The sequence below is a fragment of the Acinetobacter pullicarnis genome, assembly GCF_006352475.1.
GTDB lineage: Bacteria > Pseudomonadota > Gammaproteobacteria > Pseudomonadales > Moraxellaceae > Acinetobacter > Acinetobacter pullicarnis.
The window spans coordinates 887,154-908,715 of the sequence record NZ_VCMZ01000001.1 but is presented as its reverse complement, the minus strand read 5'-3'; the positions used below and the strand labels follow the sequence as shown (position 1 = coordinate 908,715).

17 protein-coding genes are annotated in these 21,562 nt (G+C 42.3%); 7 read left to right on the top strand and 10 right to left on the bottom strand.

Annotated features, from left to right (window positions below; all coding sequences use genetic code 11):
* Nucleotides 1-20: 20 nt before the first annotated feature.
* Nucleotides 21-737, bottom strand: coding sequence for an alpha/beta fold hydrolase (locus tag FD716_RS03815; RefSeq protein ID WP_139851035.1), 717 nt, complete (start codon nucleotides 735-737; stop codon nucleotides 21-23).
* Nucleotides 738-888: 151 nt separating this feature from the next.
* On the opposite strand from FD716_RS03815, the gene FD716_RS03810 reads away from it, so the two are divergent.
* The 3 genes from FD716_RS03810 (at nucleotide 889) to phoA (FD716_RS03800) (ending at nucleotide 4,880) form a co-directional block, all read left to right on the top strand.
* Complete coding sequence (locus FD716_RS03810) at nucleotides 889-1,458, top strand: peroxiredoxin (RefSeq protein ID WP_139851034.1); 570 nt, start codon at nucleotides 889-891, stop codon at nucleotides 1,456-1,458.
* Nucleotides 1,459-1,706: 248 nt separating this feature from the next.
* Nucleotides 1,707-3,167, top strand: a complete 1,461-nt coding sequence (gene phoA / locus FD716_RS03805; protein ID WP_139851033.1) for an alkaline phosphatase — start codon at nucleotides 1,707-1,709, stop codon at nucleotides 3,165-3,167.
* 237 nt (nucleotides 3,168-3,404) lie between these two features.
* The gene (gene phoA / locus FD716_RS03800) at nucleotides 3,405-4,880 is read left to right on the top strand and encodes an alkaline phosphatase (RefSeq protein ID WP_139851032.1); all 1,476 of its coding nucleotides are present in this window, start codon (nucleotides 3,405-3,407) and stop codon (nucleotides 4,878-4,880) included.
* Between the two features lie 130 nt (nucleotides 4,881-5,010).
* Here the strand turns inward: phoA (FD716_RS03800) and ftn are convergent, their stop codons facing one another.
* The 6 genes from ftn to FD716_RS03770 all read right to left on the bottom strand — a co-directional run bounded on the left by ftn (nucleotide 5,011) and on the right by FD716_RS03770 (nucleotide 14,426).
* Nucleotides 5,011-5,475 (bottom strand): heteropolymeric bacterioferritin subunit Ftn, encoded by a 465-nt coding sequence (ftn, locus tag FD716_RS03795; protein WP_139851031.1) that lies wholly within the window; start codon nucleotides 5,473-5,475, stop codon nucleotides 5,011-5,013.
* Nucleotides 5,476-5,999: 524 nt separating this feature from the next.
* The gene (gene ligA / locus FD716_RS03790; protein ID WP_139851030.1) at nucleotides 6,000-8,039 is read right to left on the bottom strand and encodes an NAD-dependent DNA ligase LigA; all 2,040 of its coding nucleotides are present in this window, start codon (nucleotides 8,037-8,039) and stop codon (nucleotides 6,000-6,002) included.
* A gap of 81 nt (nucleotides 8,040-8,120) precedes the next feature.
* Nucleotides 8,121-9,131 (bottom strand): cell division protein ZipA C-terminal FtsZ-binding domain-containing protein, encoded by a 1,011-nt coding sequence (locus FD716_RS03785; RefSeq protein WP_139851029.1) that lies wholly within the window; start codon nucleotides 9,129-9,131, stop codon nucleotides 8,121-8,123.
* Nucleotide 9,132: 1 nt separating this feature from the next.
* Complete coding sequence (smc, locus tag FD716_RS03780; RefSeq protein ID WP_139851028.1) at nucleotides 9,133-12,582, bottom strand: chromosome segregation protein SMC; 3,450 nt, start codon at nucleotides 12,580-12,582, stop codon at nucleotides 9,133-9,135.
* A 10-nt stretch (nucleotides 12,583-12,592) separates the two neighbouring features.
* Nucleotides 12,593-13,288, bottom strand: coding sequence for a GntR family transcriptional regulator (locus FD716_RS03775; RefSeq protein ID WP_139851027.1), 696 nt, complete (start codon nucleotides 13,286-13,288; stop codon nucleotides 12,593-12,595).
* A 334-nt stretch (nucleotides 13,289-13,622) separates the two neighbouring features.
* A complete protein-coding gene (locus FD716_RS03770) occupies nucleotides 13,623-14,426 on the bottom strand; it encodes a sulfite exporter TauE/SafE family protein (RefSeq protein ID WP_139851026.1) in 804 nt (267 codons plus the stop codon).
* Nucleotides 14,427-14,456: 30 nt separating this feature from the next.
* Here FD716_RS03770 and FD716_RS03765 point away from each other — a divergent pair, with 30 nt between their 5' ends.
* Nucleotides 14,457-15,239 carry a biotin--[acetyl-CoA-carboxylase] ligase gene (locus FD716_RS03765; RefSeq protein ID WP_139851025.1) on the top strand — a complete coding sequence of 261 codons (783 nt, stop codon included), beginning with the start codon at nucleotides 14,457-14,459 and terminating at the stop codon, nucleotides 15,237-15,239.
* A complete protein-coding gene (locus FD716_RS03760; RefSeq protein ID WP_139851024.1) occupies nucleotides 15,236-15,964 on the top strand; it encodes a type III pantothenate kinase in 729 nt (242 codons plus the stop codon). Before FD716_RS03765 ends, FD716_RS03760 begins: the two co-directional genes overlap by 4 nt.
* A gap of 973 nt (nucleotides 15,965-16,937) precedes the next feature.
* On the opposite strand, the gene ffh is transcribed toward FD716_RS03760, so the two are convergent.
* A complete protein-coding gene (ffh, locus tag FD716_RS03755; RefSeq protein WP_139851023.1) occupies nucleotides 16,938-18,350 on the bottom strand; it encodes a signal recognition particle protein in 1,413 nt (470 codons plus the stop codon).
* A 144-nt stretch (nucleotides 18,351-18,494) separates the two neighbouring features.
* Here ffh and FD716_RS03750 point away from each other — a divergent pair, with 144 nt between their 5' ends.
* Nucleotides 18,495-19,304, top strand: coding sequence for a cytochrome C assembly family protein (locus FD716_RS03750; RefSeq protein ID WP_139851022.1), 810 nt, complete (start codon nucleotides 18,495-18,497; stop codon nucleotides 19,302-19,304).
* Nucleotides 19,305-19,427: 123 nt separating this feature from the next.
* Complete coding sequence (locus tag FD716_RS03745) at nucleotides 19,428-20,372, top strand: tRNA-dihydrouridine synthase (RefSeq protein ID WP_215895445.1); 945 nt, start codon at nucleotides 19,428-19,430, stop codon at nucleotides 20,370-20,372.
* 24 nt (nucleotides 20,373-20,396) lie between these two features.
* Here FD716_RS03745 and FD716_RS03740 read toward each other — a convergent pair whose 3' ends face one another.
* Together FD716_RS03740 and FD716_RS03735 are read right to left on the bottom strand one after the other, a co-directional pair.
* Nucleotides 20,397-20,858, bottom strand: coding sequence for a YybH family protein (locus FD716_RS03740; protein WP_139851021.1), 462 nt, complete (start codon nucleotides 20,856-20,858; stop codon nucleotides 20,397-20,399).
* 267 nt (nucleotides 20,859-21,125) lie between these two features.
* A complete protein-coding gene (locus FD716_RS03735) occupies nucleotides 21,126-21,464 on the bottom strand; it encodes a zinc ribbon domain-containing protein YjdM (RefSeq protein ID WP_139851020.1) in 339 nt (112 codons plus the stop codon).
* Nucleotides 21,465-21,562 lie beyond the last annotated feature (98 nt).

The following is a 21,562-nucleotide window of genomic DNA, read 5'->3' as shown; positions in this document are numbered from 1 at the left end:
ATCAGTCAAGTTGCAATCATTTAATCATTTTCACTGATGAATTTCAAAATTTTGTCACTTGTTTCAGCATCTTGAAAAAATGGAAAGCTATGACTACCTTCAACAAAATCTACACTTAAAAACTTTGCAGTTAATTGTTGGCAATATTGAGCAATTCTGTGATCAACCAAAGTATCTTGGTTTGCAAACAAGTGAAGCTGCTTTCCCTGATACTGCTTCAACATACTTACCAAGTTTAAAGTTTCTAAAAGTTCCAAACCTTTTTTCATCAAGCGATCATCTTGCGGCACAATTAAACTCTGCAAGGATAGCCAATTGTTCTTGGCCTGAACGTCACCTTGCGTCAGTAAATAACAAAAGCGTTTGATACAACTTTGTGGTTGTGCGTAAAAAGACTGCTTAAACGCTTGAAAATCAACATCTGGCATTGCACAAGGCCAAGCTTCACGCTGTACAAAACATGGATTACTGGCCAAAGTGATTAAGGTTTTGGCAATACCCGTCTGTTCCCAAAACTGCTGTGCCAATAGCGTGGCCAATTGCCCCCCCAAAGACCAGCCAACCAAAACGTCATAATGTTGAACTTTCACAAGAGTCGCTTGAAACGCAATTGGATCTGCGGCATCAAAGATATTGATCACCTCCGCCACGCAGCCTGCGCCCCTTAACTGTTGTTGTAAGTGTTGCAAGGGTTCAATCCCAACACCCCACCCTGTAATCAATAAAACGCTTTGCATGTTTATAGCAATCCTCTCTGTCAATTCGAATCCGATCCAACCAGCACATCTAGCACATCCAACAAAATTGCTCATTCATGTTCAACTCAGTCACCTGCTCAAGAAAGCTTTTTGTTAGAATGCAGATCATCTTGTTTATTGCAGCAACCTTATGAAAAAAATCAAACTCTCTGCTGGCGTGCTGTGTTGTAGCATGTTGTTCGCTTTCACGACACCAGTACAAGCACAAAATAAACAATTGACTCAATTTGAAGAAAAACAAAAGCAGTGGGTTGGTCGACCTGCGCCACAGTTTAAGCTGCAAGATCAAAAACAAAATTGGCACGACTTGAGCCAATATAAAGGTCAATGGGTGGTATTGTACTTTTATCCTAAGGATGACTCACCGGGCTGTACGCAAGAAGCCAATCAATTTAAAGCACTTTATCCAGCGTTTAAACGCAGCAATGCCGTTGTGCTTGGCGTCAGTTTAGATGACGTGCAATCTCATCAAAAGTTTTCAGATAAATTGGGACTTCCCTTTCCAATTCTGGCCGATCAGCAACATACACTGGCCAATCAAATGGGCGTGGTTCGCAACTTAGGCTTTACCAAAATCGCCAAGCGTGAAAGCTTCTTAATTGATCCTGCTGGCACCATTGTTTATCACTATGCTAGCGTCAACACTCAGTCGCATGCCGCAGAAGTTTTAAGTGATATTGGAAAGTTGAAAGCCCAATGATTACAGCAGCACATTGCAATATTTACCTACTCTAACAATTCAATAACAATCTATTACTTAATCTAAAATAACAGCTAATCAATTATTTTTAAAACCTTTTTAAACATCGCTTCTCAGGTCTTTAAAAAGGTTTTATTTTGATTTGCCCTTCGTCAAATTACTGTCATTTTTCAGCAACCTTATTGTCATAATAAAATCATAGTTTATGCCTTATCCAAACTCGACCAATAACAAACAAGGGCATAAACGTGAAATTTAAATTACTCTTATTACCAGCACTTATTGGTTTACTTGCTGCATGTGGCAATGATGATAAATCACAAGAAACAACACCAACACCGCCGACCAAACCAACAGACAATGGCGATTTACTTCAACCTGGCGCAAAAGGTGATGTCACTACATTGGGGGGTGCAACCCGTTTAAAAGCTGAACGCACTGAAGCACTGAAAGCCTCACTCAGCAATCGAAAAGTAAAAAATGTGATTTTATTTATTGGTGATGGTACCAGTGAGTCAGAAATCACCGCTGCACGTAACTATGCTGAAGGTGCTGCGGGTTACTTCAAAGGCTTAGATGTACTTCCATTTACCGGTGCCTATACCACCTACGCCTTAGATGAAAAAACCAAAGCCATTGACTATGTAACCGATTCGGCTGCTTCTGCAACGGCATGGGCATCTGGGGTGAAAACCTATAACAATGCACTCGGTATTGATGTAAATGGCAATGTACATGAATCGATTCTGATGTTGGCAAAAAAAGCTGGTTTTGCAACAGGTAATGTCACCACCACTGAACTACAAGACGCGACTCCTGCAGCCATGATTTCAAGTATTGCCTACCGTAGCTGCTATGGTCCTATTGCCACCAAAGCGAAATGTCCTAAAAACTCATTAGATAACCCAACAGGCAATGGCCTAGGTTCAATCACAGAACAATTGATCAACAACCGTGCAGATGTCACTTTTGGTGGTGGTGCAAAAACCTTTAATGAAGTTGCAATTGGTGGAAAATACCAAGGTAAAACCCTATTAGAACAAGCCAAACAACGAGACTACCAAATCGTTAATGATCTTACTCAAATGCAAGCCGTGACAGAAGCCAATCAAAATAAACCCGTTCTCGGTTTATTCGCATCAGGTAACTTACCGGTGAGTTGGACAGGGCCTGCTTCAGAATTAAATGGCAATACCAAGCCGGCACAGCAATGTAACACCAACAACCCTAACCGCCCTGCTTCAATCCCAACCCTAGAAGCCATGACGGCCAAGGCAATTGAGCTATTAAAAGTCAATAAACAAGGCTTCTTCTTACAAGTTGAAAGTGGTTCGATTGATAAACAGAATCATGCTGCAGATGCTTGTGGCCAAATCGGTGAAACCGTTGCACTGGATAATGCAATTCAAGTTGCGCTTGAATTTGCCAAGAAAAATCCAGATACTCTCATTATTGTGACAGGTGACCATGCGCATACCAGCCAAATCATTCCAAACTATGCAAAAAGTCCAGGTAAAACCGTTTCTCTCTTAACCAAAGACAATGCTGCAATGAGCATTAACTATGGCACTTCAACCGGCGGTAGCCAACAACACACAGGGGCTCAAGTCCGTACCGCAGCCTATGGCCCACATGCAGGCAATATCTCTGGTCTACTCGATCAAACCGATTTGTTCTTTATCATGAAAAATGCCATGGGCATTAAATAGTTGAACTTCGGAACAACGGTACAATAAACAAACAAAACAGTGGGATGATTGCTTGGTTGAATTAAATTACTGTTTTGTTTTTAACTTTTAAATGCCTCTTCTGAGGCATTTTTTATAGATTAAATTTTACCCGACTGAAATTGTAGCATCGCTATTTTTCTGTAATATTACGGTCACAATTAAATTATAGCTTACGCCCTACATCAATAAAAAACCAATAACAAGTAGAGCTTAGAGATGAAATTTAAATTACTTATATTACCCTTAATCATTGGTTTCATCAGCGCTTGCGGTGATGATGACAAGAAGCAAACAGCACCTAAATTAAAATCTTCAACACCGCCAAATGCTCAAATCAGCAATGGTGATTTACTACAACCAGATGCAACAGGCAATGTAACAGCCTTTCAAGGTGCAACCCGTTTAAAAGCAGAACGCACTGAAGCACTCCGCGCCTCGCTTAGTAATCGAAAAGTAAAGAATGTGATCTTATTTATTGGAGATGGTACCAGTGATTCTGAAATCACCGCGGCCCGTAACTATGCCGAAGGTGCCAGTGGCTACTTCAAAGGCTTAGATGTATTGCCATTTACTGGCGCTTATACCACCTATTCCGTAGATGAAAAGACCAAAGCCATTAATTATGTCACTGATTCTGCTGCATCTGCCACGGCGTGGGCATCTGGGGTGAAAACCTATAACAACGCACTGGGTATTGATCTAAATGGCAACGTACAGAAATCGCTGCTGATGTTGGCGAAAACTGCTGGTTTTGCAACGGGTAACGTCACCACCACAACAGTCTATGATGCTACACCTGCCGCGATGATCTCGCATATTAGCCATCGTAGTTGCTATGGTCCTGTCGATACCCAACGTAAATGCCCGAAAAATTCATTAGACAACCCAAATGGCAATGGCTTAGGTTCGATTACCGAACAATTACTCAATACCCGTGCCGATGTCACCTTTGGTGGCGGGGCTCAAATCTTCAGTGAGCGTGTACTGGGTGGTAAATATCAAGGAAAAACCCTATTAGACCAAGCAAAAGAACAAAAATATCAAATTGTGAGTGATCTAAACCAAATGCAGGCAATAACCGAGGCAAATCAAGAAAAACCGCTGCTCGGCTTATTTGCAAACCATCACCTTCCCGTAAGTTGGGCAGGCCCAATGGCCTCCATCAATGGCAATAAACAACCTGCACAAAAATGTAATACCAGTAACCCACACCGCCCAACCTCCATTCCAACCCTTAAGCAGATGACCAGTAAGGCCATCGACTTGCTAAAAGCCAACAAGCAAGGCTTTTTTCTTCAAGTAGAAAGTGGCTCGATTGATCGACAAAATCATCTCGCCATTCCTTGTGGTCAGATTGGTGAAACGGTCGCGCTTGATCAAGCCATGCAAGTGGCACTTGAATTTGCCAAACACAATCCAGATACGCTGATTATTGTGACTGGTGATCATGCCCATACCAGTCAAATTATCCCCAACAATGCCAGTAGTCCGGGCCAAACCCTGTCTTTAATCACCAAAGACAATGCCGTGATGACCCTCAATTACGCTACGGCACATCCATTGTCGACCCAAGAACATACCGGAGCCCAAGTCCGTATTGCAGCCTATGGCCCACGTGCCGCGAATATTTCAGGTCTACTCGACCAAACTGATTTATTCTTTATTATGCGTGATGCTTTGGGCATCAAATAACTTTGGTTTTCAATAACTTCGAGGATAAAATGATCAGCGTTTAAGCGATACAAACACAAAAAAACGGTCTTATAGGAAGACCGTTTTTTTGTGCTGCTTAATTTTGGCTGTGAAATACAGTGATGCAGGCTTACATTTGCGCTTGAATATAGTTTTGGAGACCCATTAATTCGATCAAACCAATTTGTTTTTCTAACCAATAAGTATGGTCTTCTTCGGTGTCTGACATTTGTTGACGCAACATATCACGCGTCACATAGTCACCTTTGTCTTCGCATAACTTCACACCTTGTGCTAATTTTTCACGCACATGATATTCAAGTTTCAAATCCGCTTTTAAGCAAGAAACAACATCTGTTCCAACATCAACATCTTCACGCTGCATATTTGGCGTGCCTTCTAAAAACAAAACACGGCGAATCAGCGCATCGGCATGTTGTGCTTCTTCTTGCATTTCGTGATCAAGGCGTTCATAAATTTTACTTAAGCCCCAATCTTCGTACATACGTGAGTGAATTAAGTATTGATCACGGGCTGCCAGCTCTCCACCGATCAACATGTTTAAATAGGCTACGACTTCTGGATTACCACGCATTGCTCAAACTCCATATTAATTGCGGCCATTATGAAGATGTTTGATGATTTTTGCAAAAGCTTGATTTTTGTAAGTTAATGATTTTTATAAAATTAAAATGATAAACATACGCATTTACACCCTGCTTTATTCTAATTTCAATATATAAAATAAGTGCTTGCAGTAATTACAAAATCGTTCAGTCCCGCATTATTCACTCAAAACTGCTGTATTAAATTTTGTAACCATCAAAAATGCTTCTTATTCATCTGGCTTTAAGGGTTCTTCTGTTTAAACTTTATGCAGTACAAGTTTGATTTAATCTGAACATTACCTTGATTAGCCGTTGTTCAAACCTGTAGTCACTCTGCGCAAACAAATGTAAATAAATAAAATATAAGAAAAAATTAAGTCCAACTGCTGTTGTTAAAATTGAGCAATAAAAAATGCAAGCCAAAATAAATTTAACTTGCATCCTTCAATATATTTTAATCGTGGTTTTTTAAGCAATAAACCATTAAACCGCCCGCATTTAAAGCGGTGACTTAAATGCCTTGACCATATTCAGCCATGAGCACTAAAAACGCGGCTTCATCCATGACACGAATGCCTAGTTTCTCGGCTTTTTCTAACTTAGACCCTGCTTTTTCGCCCGCAACTACGCATTTGGTTTTACTTGAAACACTGCCGCTAACGCGTGCACCCAAAGCTTGTAAATACTGGGTTGCTTCATCCCGACTTAATTGGCTCAAGGTTCCTGTAATCACCCAACTTTCACCATTTAATGGTTGCCGTGTTGGCGCAATCGGTGCATCCCAATGTACCCCTGCTGCCACCAGACGATCCAATACTTCAAGGTTATGCTCGGCCTTAAAGAAATCAAAGATCCATTCTGCGGTGATATCACCCACATCTGGGGTTTTTTTCAAACTTTCAATATCGGCAGCTTTGAGTGCTTCTAGGTTTTGGAAGGTGTTGGCCAACATCCGCGCAGTGGTTTCGCCCACACCACGAATGCCGAGTGCATAAATAAAAGCCGCCAAAGTGGTTTTTTTACTGTTTTCAATGGCATCAAGCAGGTTTTGAACGGACTTCTCCCCCATTTTCTCAATGCCCAATAGTTTTTCACGATGCTCATGCAAATGATAAATATCAGAGACATTGTCTAGCAACGCTAAATTGAGTAAAGACTCGGCCCAACGATCCCCTAAGCCTTCAATATCAAGTGCCTTGCGTGATACAAAATGTCGAATCGCTTCAATACGCTGTGCAGCACAATACAGGCCACCCGAACAACGTGCCAAGGCCTCACCTTCAGGCATCACCACAGGCGAGGCACAGACTGGACATTCGGTCGGTAACATCACCAACTCATACTGCTGATCGGCTTGGCGTAAAGCCCCCCAAACTTTTTCAACCTTCGGAATGACATCACCACTGCGGTAAACACTGACTGTATCGCCAACACGCACATCTAAACGATGAATCTCGCCAATATTGTGTAAAGTCACATTAGAAACGGTTACACCACCAACAGCCACAGGAGCCAAACGTGCCACAGGGGTCAATGTTCCTGTACGCCCCACTTGCCAATCAATTTGCTCAACTTTGGTTAAAGCCGCCACAGCAGGAAATTTATAGGCCGTGGCCCAACGCGGTTCACGACTGAGAAAACCAAGCTGCTGCTGTTGTTTCAAATCATCAACTTTGATCACCATCCCATCAATTTCAACACTCAAATCGGGACGTTGTACTTGGATTTCATCATAACGCTGTTGCACCTCTTCGATGCTGTCACAGAGATAATGCTGCTCTCCAATCGCAAAGCCGAACTGAGTTAGCCACTGCAAACTGGCTGACATTGAATTCAGGCCATGTGCAGGTTCACACTGTGCAATGCCATAGGCATAAAAAGCCAAGGGACGTGATGCAGCAATCGCAGGATCCAGTTGACGCAAGCTACCGGCAGCGGCATTGCGTGGATTGGCAAAGGTTTTCTCCCCTTTTTCCACCTGTGCCGCATTGAGTTTTTCAAAACCAGCTTTGGGCATTAACACTTCACCACGAACTTCGAGCAAAGTTGGTACAGCAGTCGCCTGAGCACTTAACACTTTTGGTAAGTTGCGAATGGTCTTTACATTTTGAGTAATCACTTCACCGGTTTCACCATCACCACGCGTTACTGCGCGTACCAATTCACCGTTTTCATACCATAGTGAAATCGCCAAACCATCAAATTTCAATTCAACATCATATTGCACTTTTTGCTGTGGCAAACGCTCTTCGATACGACGTGCAAAGGTATATAAATCTTCTTGATTGAAGACATTCCCCAAAGACAACATGGGTACGGTATGGGTAATATTTTCAAATTTGGCAAGGGCTTTCCCACCGACTTTAAGCGTCGGTGTATCTGATTGGACCAGCGTCGGATATTGTTGTTCTAAAGCTTTGAGTTGATGAAATAATTGATCATATTCACTGTCTTCAATCTGGGGTTGGTCCATCACATAATAGGCATGATTATGCTGTGCAATGAGTTGAATGAGTTGACGCATTTGCGTCAAAACAGCAGTGTTATCCATATTTTTTCACCATATAAAAGGGCGGTAAAAACCGCCCTGAATCGCTTTGCGTCGATTATAAATCAATTTGATCAATAACTTTTAAACTTCTTGGCCTGCACGAAAATCAATGGCCTTATGACGCCACTGCTCTTTCAATTGCGGCGTAAATTCGAGATTATTTTCATCAAAGATGGTGCCATCAATTTCACGGGCAATCAGTCCAGCAATGCTGACCATCGTATCAAAGCCTTTTTGCACATTGCTGTGTGGCAATGCCAAAAAGAAAGCTAGACCTTGGACTTGCTCACCTGAAAGTGTTTCTAAATCAAAGCCATTTGGGCCTTCATCGGTAATACGCAATACCGAAAACATCAATGGGCTGATTTCATCACAATCCTCATAACGATGGAAACATGACAACTCGCCAAAACGTAGACCATATTTTAAAAGCGTTTTCAGCGTTTTATCACCTGACAATGCCTTACGCGGATTTGGATAAACGGTCAGTGAAATAATGGTTTCTGCGGTACTCAATGAGCTTTCATCATCACAACGCTGCTGTTCATGCAAATGTTTATCTAAAATACAACTTTCTTCGTCAAAGTCTTTGATTTCAGCAGCTTCGATGTTGGGGTTTAAGCTAAATTCGGGCTGTGCTGTGACTGAAGTATGCGGTTGTTCGGTTGCTATTACATCAGAAGTCGCTTGTACCGTGCTGTGCTCAGCAGGAGGCACGGCTGCGGCAATGACCTCAACTGTTTCAGTGACAACAACCGTCTCCGTTGCTGCGGTTGCTGTACTTTCAGCGCTGTTCTGTACCTGTGCTGTTAAATCTTCAGCTGCAACAGCGGCCAAATCTTTTTCCAATGCAACCGCTTCATCGTGCTGGTTCAGTTGTGGTTCAATCCGTTCAGCGTCAACACTTGGGCTTTGTTGCTGCAATTGATCACGCACATGACGTGGAATAATAGGTAATTGGCTATCCGCATTGATATGTAATGCTGAATCGAGTGAGGGTGCGGCATCATTCGACTTCCGAAAAAAAATTCTAAGGCCCATTAAAATAATGATGACCGCAACGACAATTCCAACCACTGTAGTGATTTGCATATTATGACTCCCCAACTAACCCATATTCTTTTGCTTCTTCCAAATTCACACTGACCAGTTTCGATGTACCAGGCTCTGGCATGGTTACCCCTAACAAGTCAGTTGCCATCGTCATTGCAACTTTATTATGTGTAATGTAAATGAATTGTACCTGTTCAGATAGTTCTTTTACCAAATTACAAAATCTCCCCACATTACTGTCGTCCAATGGGGCGTCAACTTCATCCAAAACACAGAATGGCGCAGGATTTAGACGGAAAATCGCAAACACCAAGGCCAAGGCCGTCAATGCTTTTTCGCCACCCGACAGTAATGCCAAAGAACTATTACGTTTACCGGGTGGTCGCGCCATCAGTTTAATTCCAGATTGCCAATCATCTTCAAGACTTAAGCTGGCTTCCCCACCTTCAAATACTTTGGGAAACAAAACTTGTAATTCGGCATTGACCTGATCGAACGTGGTCATGAATAACTTTTTGGTTTCTTGATCAATGCTTTTCATGGCATTTTTCAGCTGATCAACCGTTTTTTCTAAATCTTCAATTTGATGGCTGAGTTCATCAAAACGCTGTGAAATCTCAATATATTCTTCAGAAGCAGCCAAATTAACCGCGCCCAATTTGCTAAATTGATGTTGTGTCTTTTCTAGTTTTTGCTGATGCTGTGCCAAATCGGTCAACACCACATTTTGCAAAATTTCACTGTCTAAGGCTTTGAGTTGATCGCTAAAATGCTGTAAATCAGATTTAGCGGCTTGCCAAGCCAAACGCTGTTGCTCTAAAGCGGTACGCAACGTTTCATCTTGCTGTTGCTTTTCATGCCGTTGCCCAGTCAAAGACTGTTGCTTCTCTTGTACTTGATTGAGTTCGACTTGCCAAGTCGTCCAAGTGTTTTGCAACTTTTCAGTCTGCTCTGCCTGTTGTTTAAACTGTGACTCTAAACTTGGCAATTCCAATTGGATTGGATCAAGCGATTTTTTGGCTTGTTCAATCTGCGCCAAAGTCTGTTGATACTGTTGTTTTAAAAACGATAAATCTTTTTCCAGCAACTCGACTTGCTGCTGATTTTGCACGCTTTCACGCCGTGTACTTTCTAGCGTTTGCTGTTGCTGCGTGAACTGTTGTTGTTGCTGCTGTGCTTGATCATTGAGGGTATCGAGTTGCAATTGATGCTGCTGATACTGCGGGCGTGATTGTTCAAGTTTGAGTAACAGTGCATGCAAATCGATTTCAAGATCATCTTTTTGCATAGCATCTTCTTCGAACTGTAAATCGAGCTGTTGCAATTGATCTTTAAGTTGCTGTTGCTGTACCTGAAAAGCATGTACTGAACTTTGTCGTTTGACGATTTCAACATCCAATTGCTGCAACTGTTGCTGCTGTGTTTTTAGCAATTGCTGATCATGTTGTAGCTGCATCTGTAAAGCATTATGCGCTTGCTCTAGTGTTGGCAGTCTCTGTTCTGCCTCATGACATTGTGGCTGTAACTGTTCTAGTTGTAAGCTGATTTCCTCAAGACGCACCCGATGACTGAGCGCCCCTTGCGCGGCTTGACTGGACTCATCATAAAACAGAGCAATCACCCAGTCTGGCCCAACATGGTAGCCGTCTAAGCTCAGAATCGACTCACCTTGTTTCAGCTTATGCTGTGCCACCAAAGCCTGCGCCATCGTTTCAGCAACGGCCACATGGTTCCAAAGCGAATGCTTTGGCGCTGTGATCCAATCACCAAGACAAGCAAAGGATTCAAGTTGAATTTTTTCAGCCTGATCATGGGCTTTCAGTTGTCGTGCAATTTCCTGCTGATAACTGCCAGTTGCTGCGATACATTCGGCCGTCAACCATTTAGCAAGAAACTTCTCAATCAGGGTCGCTTGAGCTTTACCTTGAGTGTTTAGTGTCAGCTGATCAAGTAATGGCTGGTCGCCACGGCTTAGACTGTCTTTGCTGCACAGTTGTTGAATGGTGTTTTGCTCAGACAGCAGTAACTGTTGCGTTGACTGTAGCTGGCTGATTTGGGTCCGATGCACTGCGATCTGCTGCTGGGACTGTTCCAATGTATGCTGAGTCTGTTGAATTTGCTGTTCAAGCTGTTGAATCTGTTGCAGTGCTTGTTGTTTTTCTTGCTCTAAATCGGCAATATCCCCGTGTTGTGACTGCTGCTCAATTTGACTGAGCTGCGCATATAAAGTTTGTTTTTGCTGTTCAATTCGCTCAATATTTTTAGCCAATTGATCCGACTGAGTTTGCATCTGTAGCTGGGATTGCTGCTGCTTTTCCAGGAGGGCTTTGCTCTGCTCAAACTGTTGCTGCATCTGTTGTTGCTTGGCATGCAAATCAATCAATTGCTGCTGCTGTTGCTGCGTCGTGGCTTCATATTGCTGCAACTGCCCAGACTGCTGCTCTTGCGCGTTATAGTGGTTTTCTAGTTGTAGCTCAATAATTTGCAAACGTTCTTTACTTGCTATTTTGTGCTGTTCGAGCTGTACCAGACTGCTGCTATTTTGCTGCGCCAGCTGTTGCTTTTGCTCGACGTTAATTTTAAGTTCTGCCAGCTTTTTTTCTGCCTGCTGCCATTCCTGTTGTAATGGTGTCGATTGTTGAATCAAACGTTGGAACAGTTCATTGGTGCTGCCTAAGTCATGCTCCAGCGTGGTCATTTCGGAACGAACCAATTTAAATTGTTCACCTAAACTGTTCATCTCAACATTATATTGCTGTTGTAAACTGCTGCTTTGATTGCATTGAAAAGAAAGTATTTCTATTTTTAAACTGCGAATTTCTGTTTCTAAGGTCTTGTATTGAACCGCACTTTCAGACTGGCGCTTTAAGGTTTTAAGCTGCGACTTTAACTCTGAGGCAATGTCTTCTAAGCGCTCTAAGTTTTGCGTAGTATGGTCTAAGTGCTGTAGGGTTTCACGGCGACGAGCCTGATAACGTGACACGCCCGCAGCCTCTTCAATAAACACCCGCATTTCTTCAGGCTTGGCATCAACCAAACGGTTGATCATACCCTGTTCAATAATCGCATAAGAGCGCGGGCCTAAACCGGTCCCCAGAAAAATATCGGTAATATCACGGCGACGACATTTAGTGCCATTGAGAAAATATTCTGACTTGCCCTCACGCGTGACTTGGCGACGTACCGCCAATTCGCTATACGCATTGTAGGCACCGCCCAATTTGCCATAGGTATTTTCAAAACGCAGTTCAACGCTGGCCATGCCCACCGGTTTACGTTTGCTGGTGCCCGTAAAAATGACATCCTGCATATTGCCACCACGCAATTGCCGCGCACTGGATTCCCCCATGACCCAGCGAATTGCGTCAATGACATTTGATTTTCCGCAACCATTTGGCCCAACCACTGCGCTTCGATTGGAGCGAAAAGATAAGGTGGTGCTATCGGCAAAAGATTTAAAGCCTGAAAGTTTTAAGCTGCTTAAACGCATAAAGTCCCAATTACCGACGCGATCTACGCGCCCAAGCAAGTTCGATTTGTTTCATCCGTGTTAGAGACTCCAACACGAGGTTACGTAAGTGTCGACAAAAATCTTCCATAAATAAAGTAGCTTGTTGCGACTTTCGGTTCAAAATAGCATCAATCACCAACTTAAATAGCGCAAGTGACTCTTGAAGCTCTATTTTCGAGGTGTTTAAGGTTAAAAAGTAGCTACGTCGAATGGAAGGTAATAATTCTTTATAAAATTTCATCATATATAAATTGGCCACCATATCATGCTGTAAAGCCAAATATTGAAAGATTGCATCATAAAATTTTTCGGTGTGACCTTGTTTAACTTCTTCAATTAAATGACTGAGCAACTGCCTCAATGCCTCTGCTTCATGACTGCGCCAGCTCTCGCTTATTCGTTGCACCATAGAGCCAAGCAGTAAACTGCCCACCTCAAATAAAGCCCGGACTTGTTGTGCCGACATTTCTGCCACAATTGCACCGCGACGTGGATAAATATGAATCAAATGCGTTCGCTCTAACAATAACAATGCTTCACGTACCGAACCTCGGCTAACCGATAGCGCTTTGGCAAGGCGTAATTCTTGTATGCGTTCACCTTCGACCAAATCACCGCGAATAATCTGTTCACAGATATGCTGAGCAATTTGTTCAGATAAACTTTCGAGCGCTTCCTGCTGCATAAGTATCCTAAATTTATTATTCATTTTAAAATATCGACTTCATAACAGTAATGGCAGCCGTATTACTTTGTTTATTTACATTTTTTAAAAAACTTTTTGCTACTTTTCTAAACCATGAATTTTTAAATGATTGTTGTGATTATCATTGTCTAACAATATCTAAATGATCATAAGCCAATATGCTTAAAATTCAATATTTTTTTAAATGAAATCGTGGGTATAGCAAAACTGTGTGGATGTAGAACCAATCAAATTGACTATGCTGGCAATAGCGACGGTTTAGATCGTTTAGCTTAGTCAATCCGACTGATTCAGTGAACCACCCTATATGAAACTAAGCCAAAACCCCTTGATACACAAAATACAACCCAATAGCGCACAACAATCCAGAAAAGCATTTTTTTAACATGGCGGGCGATAAAGCATGCGCAACTTTGGCACCGACTTTGGCACTAAAAAAGCTCATTAAGCTAATCCCCAGAAAAGCATAAATATGGATATAACCAATCGCATTGGGAATTTCAACTGCCGCTTTTGCACCAAATACCATGAAACCAATGGCACCCGCCACTGCAATTGGAAAGCCACAGGCAGCAGAGGTTCCCACTGCTTTTTGCATGACCACACCGCATTTGTTTAAAAAAGGCACCGTTAAACTGCCACCGCCAATTCCAAAAATCGCTGAGGCAACCCCAATACCTGTACCTGCCAGTACTTGAGTACCGGTAGAAGGCAGCCGCTTGGTTTCATCAACCTGTACTTTGGCACCTTTAAACATGGTATAGGCCACCCAAAGAGCAAAAGCACCAATCACCAATTGCAAGTTTGCACCAGAGAGTAAACCTGCAACCCATGCACCTGCAAAAGCGCCAAGAATCAGGCCCGGTGCTAAGTTTCGAACCACAGGCCAAAGCACAGCACCTTTTTTGTTATGCGCTGAAACAGAACTGATCGAAGTCACAATAATGGTCGCCAATGAGGTTCCCAAAGCCAAATGCATAATCACGGACGGATCATACTGCATCGAACTAAACACCACATATAAAATGGGGATAATAATTAACCCACCACCGACGCCAAACAGCCCCGCAGCAAAACCAGCGATTGCACCGATAGCCAGATATATGATTAACTCCATAAATGTTCTTCCACTCTTCTCAGATTCAACATGGATTTAGAGACTCGTCTTTTACGACAACTCCTCACAAATGCACAGCAACTTCCTGAAGTGCTGTTGCTTAAACAAACAACGACTTCAACCAATGATGATGTGCGAGAAATTGCACAAAAGGGTATGAAAGGTATTCTAGTATGCAGTGAAATGCAGACGCAGGGACGAGGTCAGCGCCAAAGGCAATGGGTTTCACCTGTTGGTAACATTTATTTAAGCACAATGCTGGAAACACGAATAGCCCTAGATGGCCGTTTAGCTTTAGAAATTGCCTTAAATATCTTGCAAATGCCTGCACTCAAGGGGCTCACAAAGCTACAGATCAAATGGCCGAATGACCTCTATAGTCTCCAAGGTAAATGGGGCGGGATTTTGGTTGAGCCTTTAGATTTGCACCGCGCCATTATTGGAGTCGGTATTAATCTGATGCCCGCATCTGCGGATGCCCAGCAAATCATTGACCAGCCAGCGACCTCCTTGGTTGAATTGGGCTTGGTTGAACCCTCCCGCATTGAATTGATCAGCCAATTGTATTTGGCGATTCAACAGGCAGGACGCTGGTTTGATCATGGCAGCTACAATTTGGCAGCACGCTTTAATCATCATGCGGCGTTCCTTGACCAAAATATTGAATTTGAACAAATTCATCAAACGCTTCAAGGGATTTTTAGAGGCATTGCAGATGATGGCGCAGTCAATATTGAAACTGAAGATGGCGTTGCACCGTATTATCAAGGCAGGCTTCGTTTAGTCGTAACGCAAAGCAAGGATGCTTCATGAGAAAACTTTGGCTCGATATTGGCAACACCCGACTCAAATATTGGATTACCGACAACGAACAAGTGATCGAACATGCCGCAGAGTTACACTTGCAATCCCCTGCTGATCTCCTTTTAGGCTTGATTCAACATTTTAAAAGCTTAAATCTAGACAATGTCGGTATCTCCTCGGTGCAAGATCCCAAAAATAATGCACGTATTCAGCAAATTTTAGAACTGCTCAGCATTCCCGTTTATGTTGCAAAAGTACATGCTGAATATGCAGGTCTACAGTGTGGTTATGATCGAACAGAGCTGTTGGGAATTGATCGCTGGTTACAAGTCCTGGCAATGGCCAATGCCACTGAAAGCTTTTGTATTGTTAGTTGTGGAACAGCACTCACCATTGATTTAACGGAAGGTTTACAACATTTGGGGGGCTATATTCTACCAAATTTGTATCTACAGCGAGACTCCCTGATTCAAAATACCAAGGGCATTAAAATTCCTGATGTGGCTTTTGATGAACTGAGTCCAGGTCGCAATACCATTGATGCCGTCCATCATGGTATTTTCTTAGGTCTGCTCAGCACCATTGAAAAAGTCCTACAATTACATCCATGTCAGCTCATTCTTACAGGCGGCGATGCCCTATTATTTGCCAATCACTTAGTCAACTACCAACCGATTATTGAACAAGATTTATTGCTCAAGGGACTAAAAACCTATATTGACAATATCAAGTAGGACGTCGCTGCAAGAACACGCTCTCTAGTTGATCCAATCATCTGACACGACCTGCACAGCGATCGAAACTGCCGTGTCAGTATTTAATTAAATGGATGTTATTACAGAATAAACACAGCACATGGAAGATAAACCGATGATCAAAAATAATATTTCAATACTATGCAGTGGTTTAGTTGCTCTGGCTTTGGTTGGCTGCAGTCAAATGCCAGTCAATTAAGACAAATACTGCCATTTTTGATTGAGAAATTATATCTGAAAGCCCCTTCTCAAAGCTATCTACACATCTTTTGATATGCTGTTTACGATCCAAAGTAATCCATCCCAACCTTCCTTTTTCTAAGGAAGGAGCGTTGTGTAGCATATACTAGGCTTTGAATTCCCAAAAAGTCCCCCTTTTTGGAAAAGATAAGCCATATATGGCGTAAGAGGGGAGATTGGGGATTTCTGAAATTCAATGAAATTTGCACTCAGCTCTAAATTCTAAATCTAAACAGGACTTAAATACCTTGTATTAAGCTCAAATAGATTACATATTTCGACTAAATACATTTCTTAAATATTTGTGTAGATACCTATGCCCGTTGAGATGAGGAATATATTCCGCAAGTGGGATGAGGGTGCTTTTAAATCACAAAAGACCTTAACTGACTGGCATTACTCCATGCTGGGATTATTCAAGAGCCGATTATTGCTTATTTCTCCGAAGATGCAGGCTTAGCAGAGATTCATTTCGGCGTAGACGATGAAGAATTTAATCCCAAGGGTCAAATTTGGGATCAACAAGGTCAAGCGATTACGGATCAGACTCAACGCATACAGACCTTGTATGGCCTTGAAAAGCAAGTCAATCCCCAAAAGTAAAGCGAAAACATGAGCAAACTTAAGCAATTATTTTAAATACAAAAAAGATGCGATTAACGCATCTTTTTTGTGTTTCAGTACCTGCCAATTGCAGCGAACTGGAATAGACTTATTTTTTGTCGTTGCCGCCAAATAACGGTCCCATACCGCCACCACCGCCACCGCCCAACTGTTTTTGCAGACCGCCAAATGAACGCATCATTTTTGCCATACCCGATGGATTAGCAAATTTCTTCATCATTTTTGCCATTTGCGCATGTTGTTTGATCAACTTATTGACTTCAACCACATCCATACCACAACCCGCTGCAATCCGTTTTTTACGACTTGGATTCATCAGGTCTGGATTACGGCGTTCTTTAATGGTCATCGACTGAATAATCGATTCCATTTTTTTCACTTGTTTCTCTGGATTGGCTTGCTCAAGTGCTTGTTGAATACCGGCATTGCTCATGCCAGGTAATTTGTCCAAGAACCCCATCATGCCGCCCATCTTATTCATTTGCTCAAACTGCATTAGCATATCTTCAAAATTGAAGCTGCCGCCTTTTTGCAGTTTTTTCGCCATTTTTTCGGCTTTTTCTTTGTCGATTTTACGTTCAACTTCTTCGACCAAAGAAAGGACGTCACCCATTCCGAGAATACGCTGTGCCACACGCTCTGGATGGAATGGTTCAAGCGCATCGAGTTTTTCACCCATCCCCAAGAACTTAATGGGCTTGCCGGTAATTGCACGGACTGATAAGGCCGCACCACCGCGTGCATCACCATCCGTCTTGGTCAGAATCACACCGGTTAAAGGCAATGCATCATTAAAGGCTTTGGCTGTATTTGCCGCATCTTGCCCCGTCATGGCATCGACCACGAACAAGGTTTCGGTTGGTTTTACTGCCGCATGTAATTCTTTGATTTCATCCATCATATCGCCATCGATATGCAGACGACCTGCAGTATCGATGATGAGGACATCAGCAAATTTAATCTTGGCTTGTTCAATCGCACGATTAACAATATCGATTGGCTTTTCAGAGGCATCCGACGCAACAAACTCAGCGCCAACTTCTAAAGAAACTGTTTCCAACTGTTTGATTGCTGCTGGGCGATAAACGTCCGCAGAAACCGTCATGACTTTTTTCTTTTGACGCTCTTTTAAATAACGCGCAAGTTTTGCTGCAGTGGTGGTTTTACCTGCGCCTTGCAGACCAGCCAACAATACAACGACAGGAGGTTTTGCAGCCAAGTCGAGACTTTCGTTGGCAGCGCCCATCATCTTGGTCAGTTCGTCATAGACGATTTTGACGAAAGCTTGTCCAGGAGAAAGCTGGGTCATCACTTCTTGACCTAATGCTTCTTCCTTAACTTTCGCGATGAACTCACGAGTTACAGGTAAGGCGACATCGGCCTCAAGCAAAGCCATACGTACTTCACGTAACGTATCTTTAATATTGTCTTCGGTGAGTTGCCCTGAGCCAGTAACATTTCTTAAACTCTGCGTGAGGCGTTCTGTTAAGGTATCAAACATTACAAAATCCGCTTAAAATGGCTAGTTGCAAAATATTCTTAGTTAAAATAGAAAATTTCTGCATAAGATGCTATAGGATACTTTAGTTCACATGGAATTTATATCTCATCACATGAATTTTAAACACCCAGAAAAAGGTTTGACATGATTAGTCTCCCCTTGGCCTACACGATTTTAGCATTAATTTCATATACCACCGTATTTTGGTATCTGTTTATGCACTTAATCTCAAAACGTTTAGTCAACCAATGGTTTATTGGGATTGTCGCAGGTTTAGGTTTGGCTCTACACGCAGCCGTGTTAAGCAACGATATGCTGACCCCGATGGGTGCCAACTTTGATGTCTTCAATTTGATTTCATTTACTTCTGGGTTAATGTTATTGCTCAGTTTATTGTTTAGTAGTTATCGCCCTGTATTGGCTTTAAATCTGATTGGTATCCCTGTTGCAGCATTGGGACTAATTTTAGGTTTTGCCTTTAGCCAATCCAGTCAGCTGCGCGAACTGCATTCAACCAGCTTAGACATTCATATTATCTTGTCTCTCTCGGCCTATGCCGTGTTATTGATGGCGACAATTCAAGCGCTGATTCTCTGGATTCAAGATCGAGAGCTCAAGAACAAACAGAAACGCCGCTTTTGGGTCAATCTACTGCCGTCTTTCCAAGCCATGGAAACACTGCTATTTGATATGCTGATTACTGGCTTCACCTTATTGACCATTGCACTGGGCTTTGGTTTCCTCACTATTGATAACTTCTTTGCACAGCATTTGGCGCATAAAACCGCCTTTAGTATTGTGTCTTGGTTTATTTATGGTGCACTACTGATTGGTCGCTATAAGTTTGGTTGGCGTGGGCAAAAAGCCATTCGTTTTACTATCATTGGCTTTTTCTTATTGGCGGTGGGCTTTATTGGCAGTAAATTCATTTTAGAGATGATCATACGCCGTTAAGCACTTCCGTTTTATATGACTGGTTTAGTCAAGACTTGACGCAAGTTTCTTCTGGCTCAGCAACTAGACAATGCTGACTAAAGTGCGTATAACGCTATTTTTGTTTACTCAGGTGATGTAATTTTGAAACTGATCCTTGCCCCGATGGAAGGCTTGACCGACCCCGTGATGCGTGATGTACTCACCCATGTTGGCGATTTTGATTGGTGCGTCACCGAGTTCATTCGAGTTACCGATTCACTGCTACCCGATCACATCTATCACACTTACTGCCCAGAACTTAAAAACCAAGGCAAGACTGCTGCAGGTACGCCTGTACACGTGCAATTTCTAGGAAATAATCCAGAGATGTTGGCTGCCAATGCGGTCAAAGCCGTTGCACTCGGTGCACCTGCCATCGACTTAAATTTTGGCTGCCCTGCAAAAACGGTGAATCGTCATCGTGGTGGTTCAGTACTGTTAGATGAACCTGATGTAGTCCATCTGTTGGTCAAAGCAGTTCGAGATGCAGTACCAGCGCATATTCCAGTATCCGCCAAAATGCGCTTAGGTTATATGGATCGCAATTTCACCTTAGAAAATGCCCATGCCATTCAAGATGCGGGGGCGAACTGGCTTACTGTGCATGCGCGTACCAAGGCAGAGGGTTATACGCCACCTGCTTTTTGGGATCAGTTGCGTCCTATACGCGAAGCCTTGAAAATCAATGTGATTGCCAATGGCGAAATTTGGAACAATGCCGATGCCAAACAATGCCGACTGGAATCAGGCTGTGAAGATCTAATGCTGGGCCGTGGTGCAGTCACCACACCTGATTTAAGTTTATGTATCCGAAAAAATAACGACCTACCATTAATGACTTGGGATGCATTATTGGCGCTCCAAATTCGCTTTATTAATGGCCCGCGTAAAACCGATATTTGTATGCTTGGTCGTTATAAACAATGGCTTGGTATGATGTCAAAGCATTATCCCGAAGCTCATCTACTTTGGAATGAAGTCAAAAGACTGAAGCAGCTTGATGCAATCATTGAAAAATTGCTTAGCCATACGCCTGAGGAAGGCTAAGCACACTCGTTTTATGCGAGCGGCTTAAACCACCAGCTTTAATTTAGGCACATCTTTAATCAAAATTGCCTGACCGCTGTTCACGTTCACAGGCATTGAAATATGTTGATGAACCAACAACCAATCACCCGCTTGTTTTTGCAGACACATCGTGGTTCGGCACCAAGGCATCTGGTTCGTCGTTGTTTCAGCATGATCTACTTTCGAATAGCAATGTAAAACGGCTAAATCTTCTGAAATATAGACGGTCATATCTCGACGGGTAATTTGCATATTTTCGTGGAAATAAGGGCTAAACTTTTCCCACTCCTTGCGATAAACCCCAATGCCCGTAAGTTGAGAACTGACATCAAATAAGCTGATTCGATCAGCACATTTATGGATGACATCATCAATTGAATTCTCAATAATGGCTTGATCCCAAAGTTTAACTTGCTGAATAACTTCTTGTGCACGGACATGATCACCCTCAACACAGATTGGCATGTTATTAATCCTCTCATGTTTCACGTGATTAATTTAACACCAACCCAAGTATTAGTTCTTTGTTTTTATTTATATTGTTTGTATACTTCAGCTTAAATAAAGTTCAAAACCGATGATAAACACATCATAAAATAGCTAAAAAAGGGTATTTAAGTTAATTTTACTAAACAGTACATTGCAAACCAAGTCAGATATTTAGGCTAAGGCACTGTATTTTATTTAATCAATAAAGTTCAGCCTAAACGCTTGTTTAGGCTGATTAATCAATTACGCTTTCTTTACAAACTCAGATTTTAGCTTCATTGCTCCAATTCCATCGATCTTACAATCGATGTTATGACCATCACTGGCATCGGGTAGCAAACGAATATTTTTAACTTTGGTGCCGACTTTGACCACTGATGAAGAACCTTTAATCTTAAGATCTTTAATCACAGTAACCACATCACCATCAACGAGCAAGGTGCCAAAAGCATCTTGAATTGCAGCAACTTCTTCAACTTCGTCGCCATCTTTCCACTCATGCGCACATTCTGGGCAAATCAATAAGTCTGCATCGGCATAAGTATATTCTGATTGGCATTTAGGGCAGTTAGGTAATGACATTTCGGTCTTCCTAAAAAGCTCCATTATGACGAGATTAAAAAAATTTTCAAATTTTTATATTTTTTTCAATATATTACAGCAATATAGCGCAGTATTTT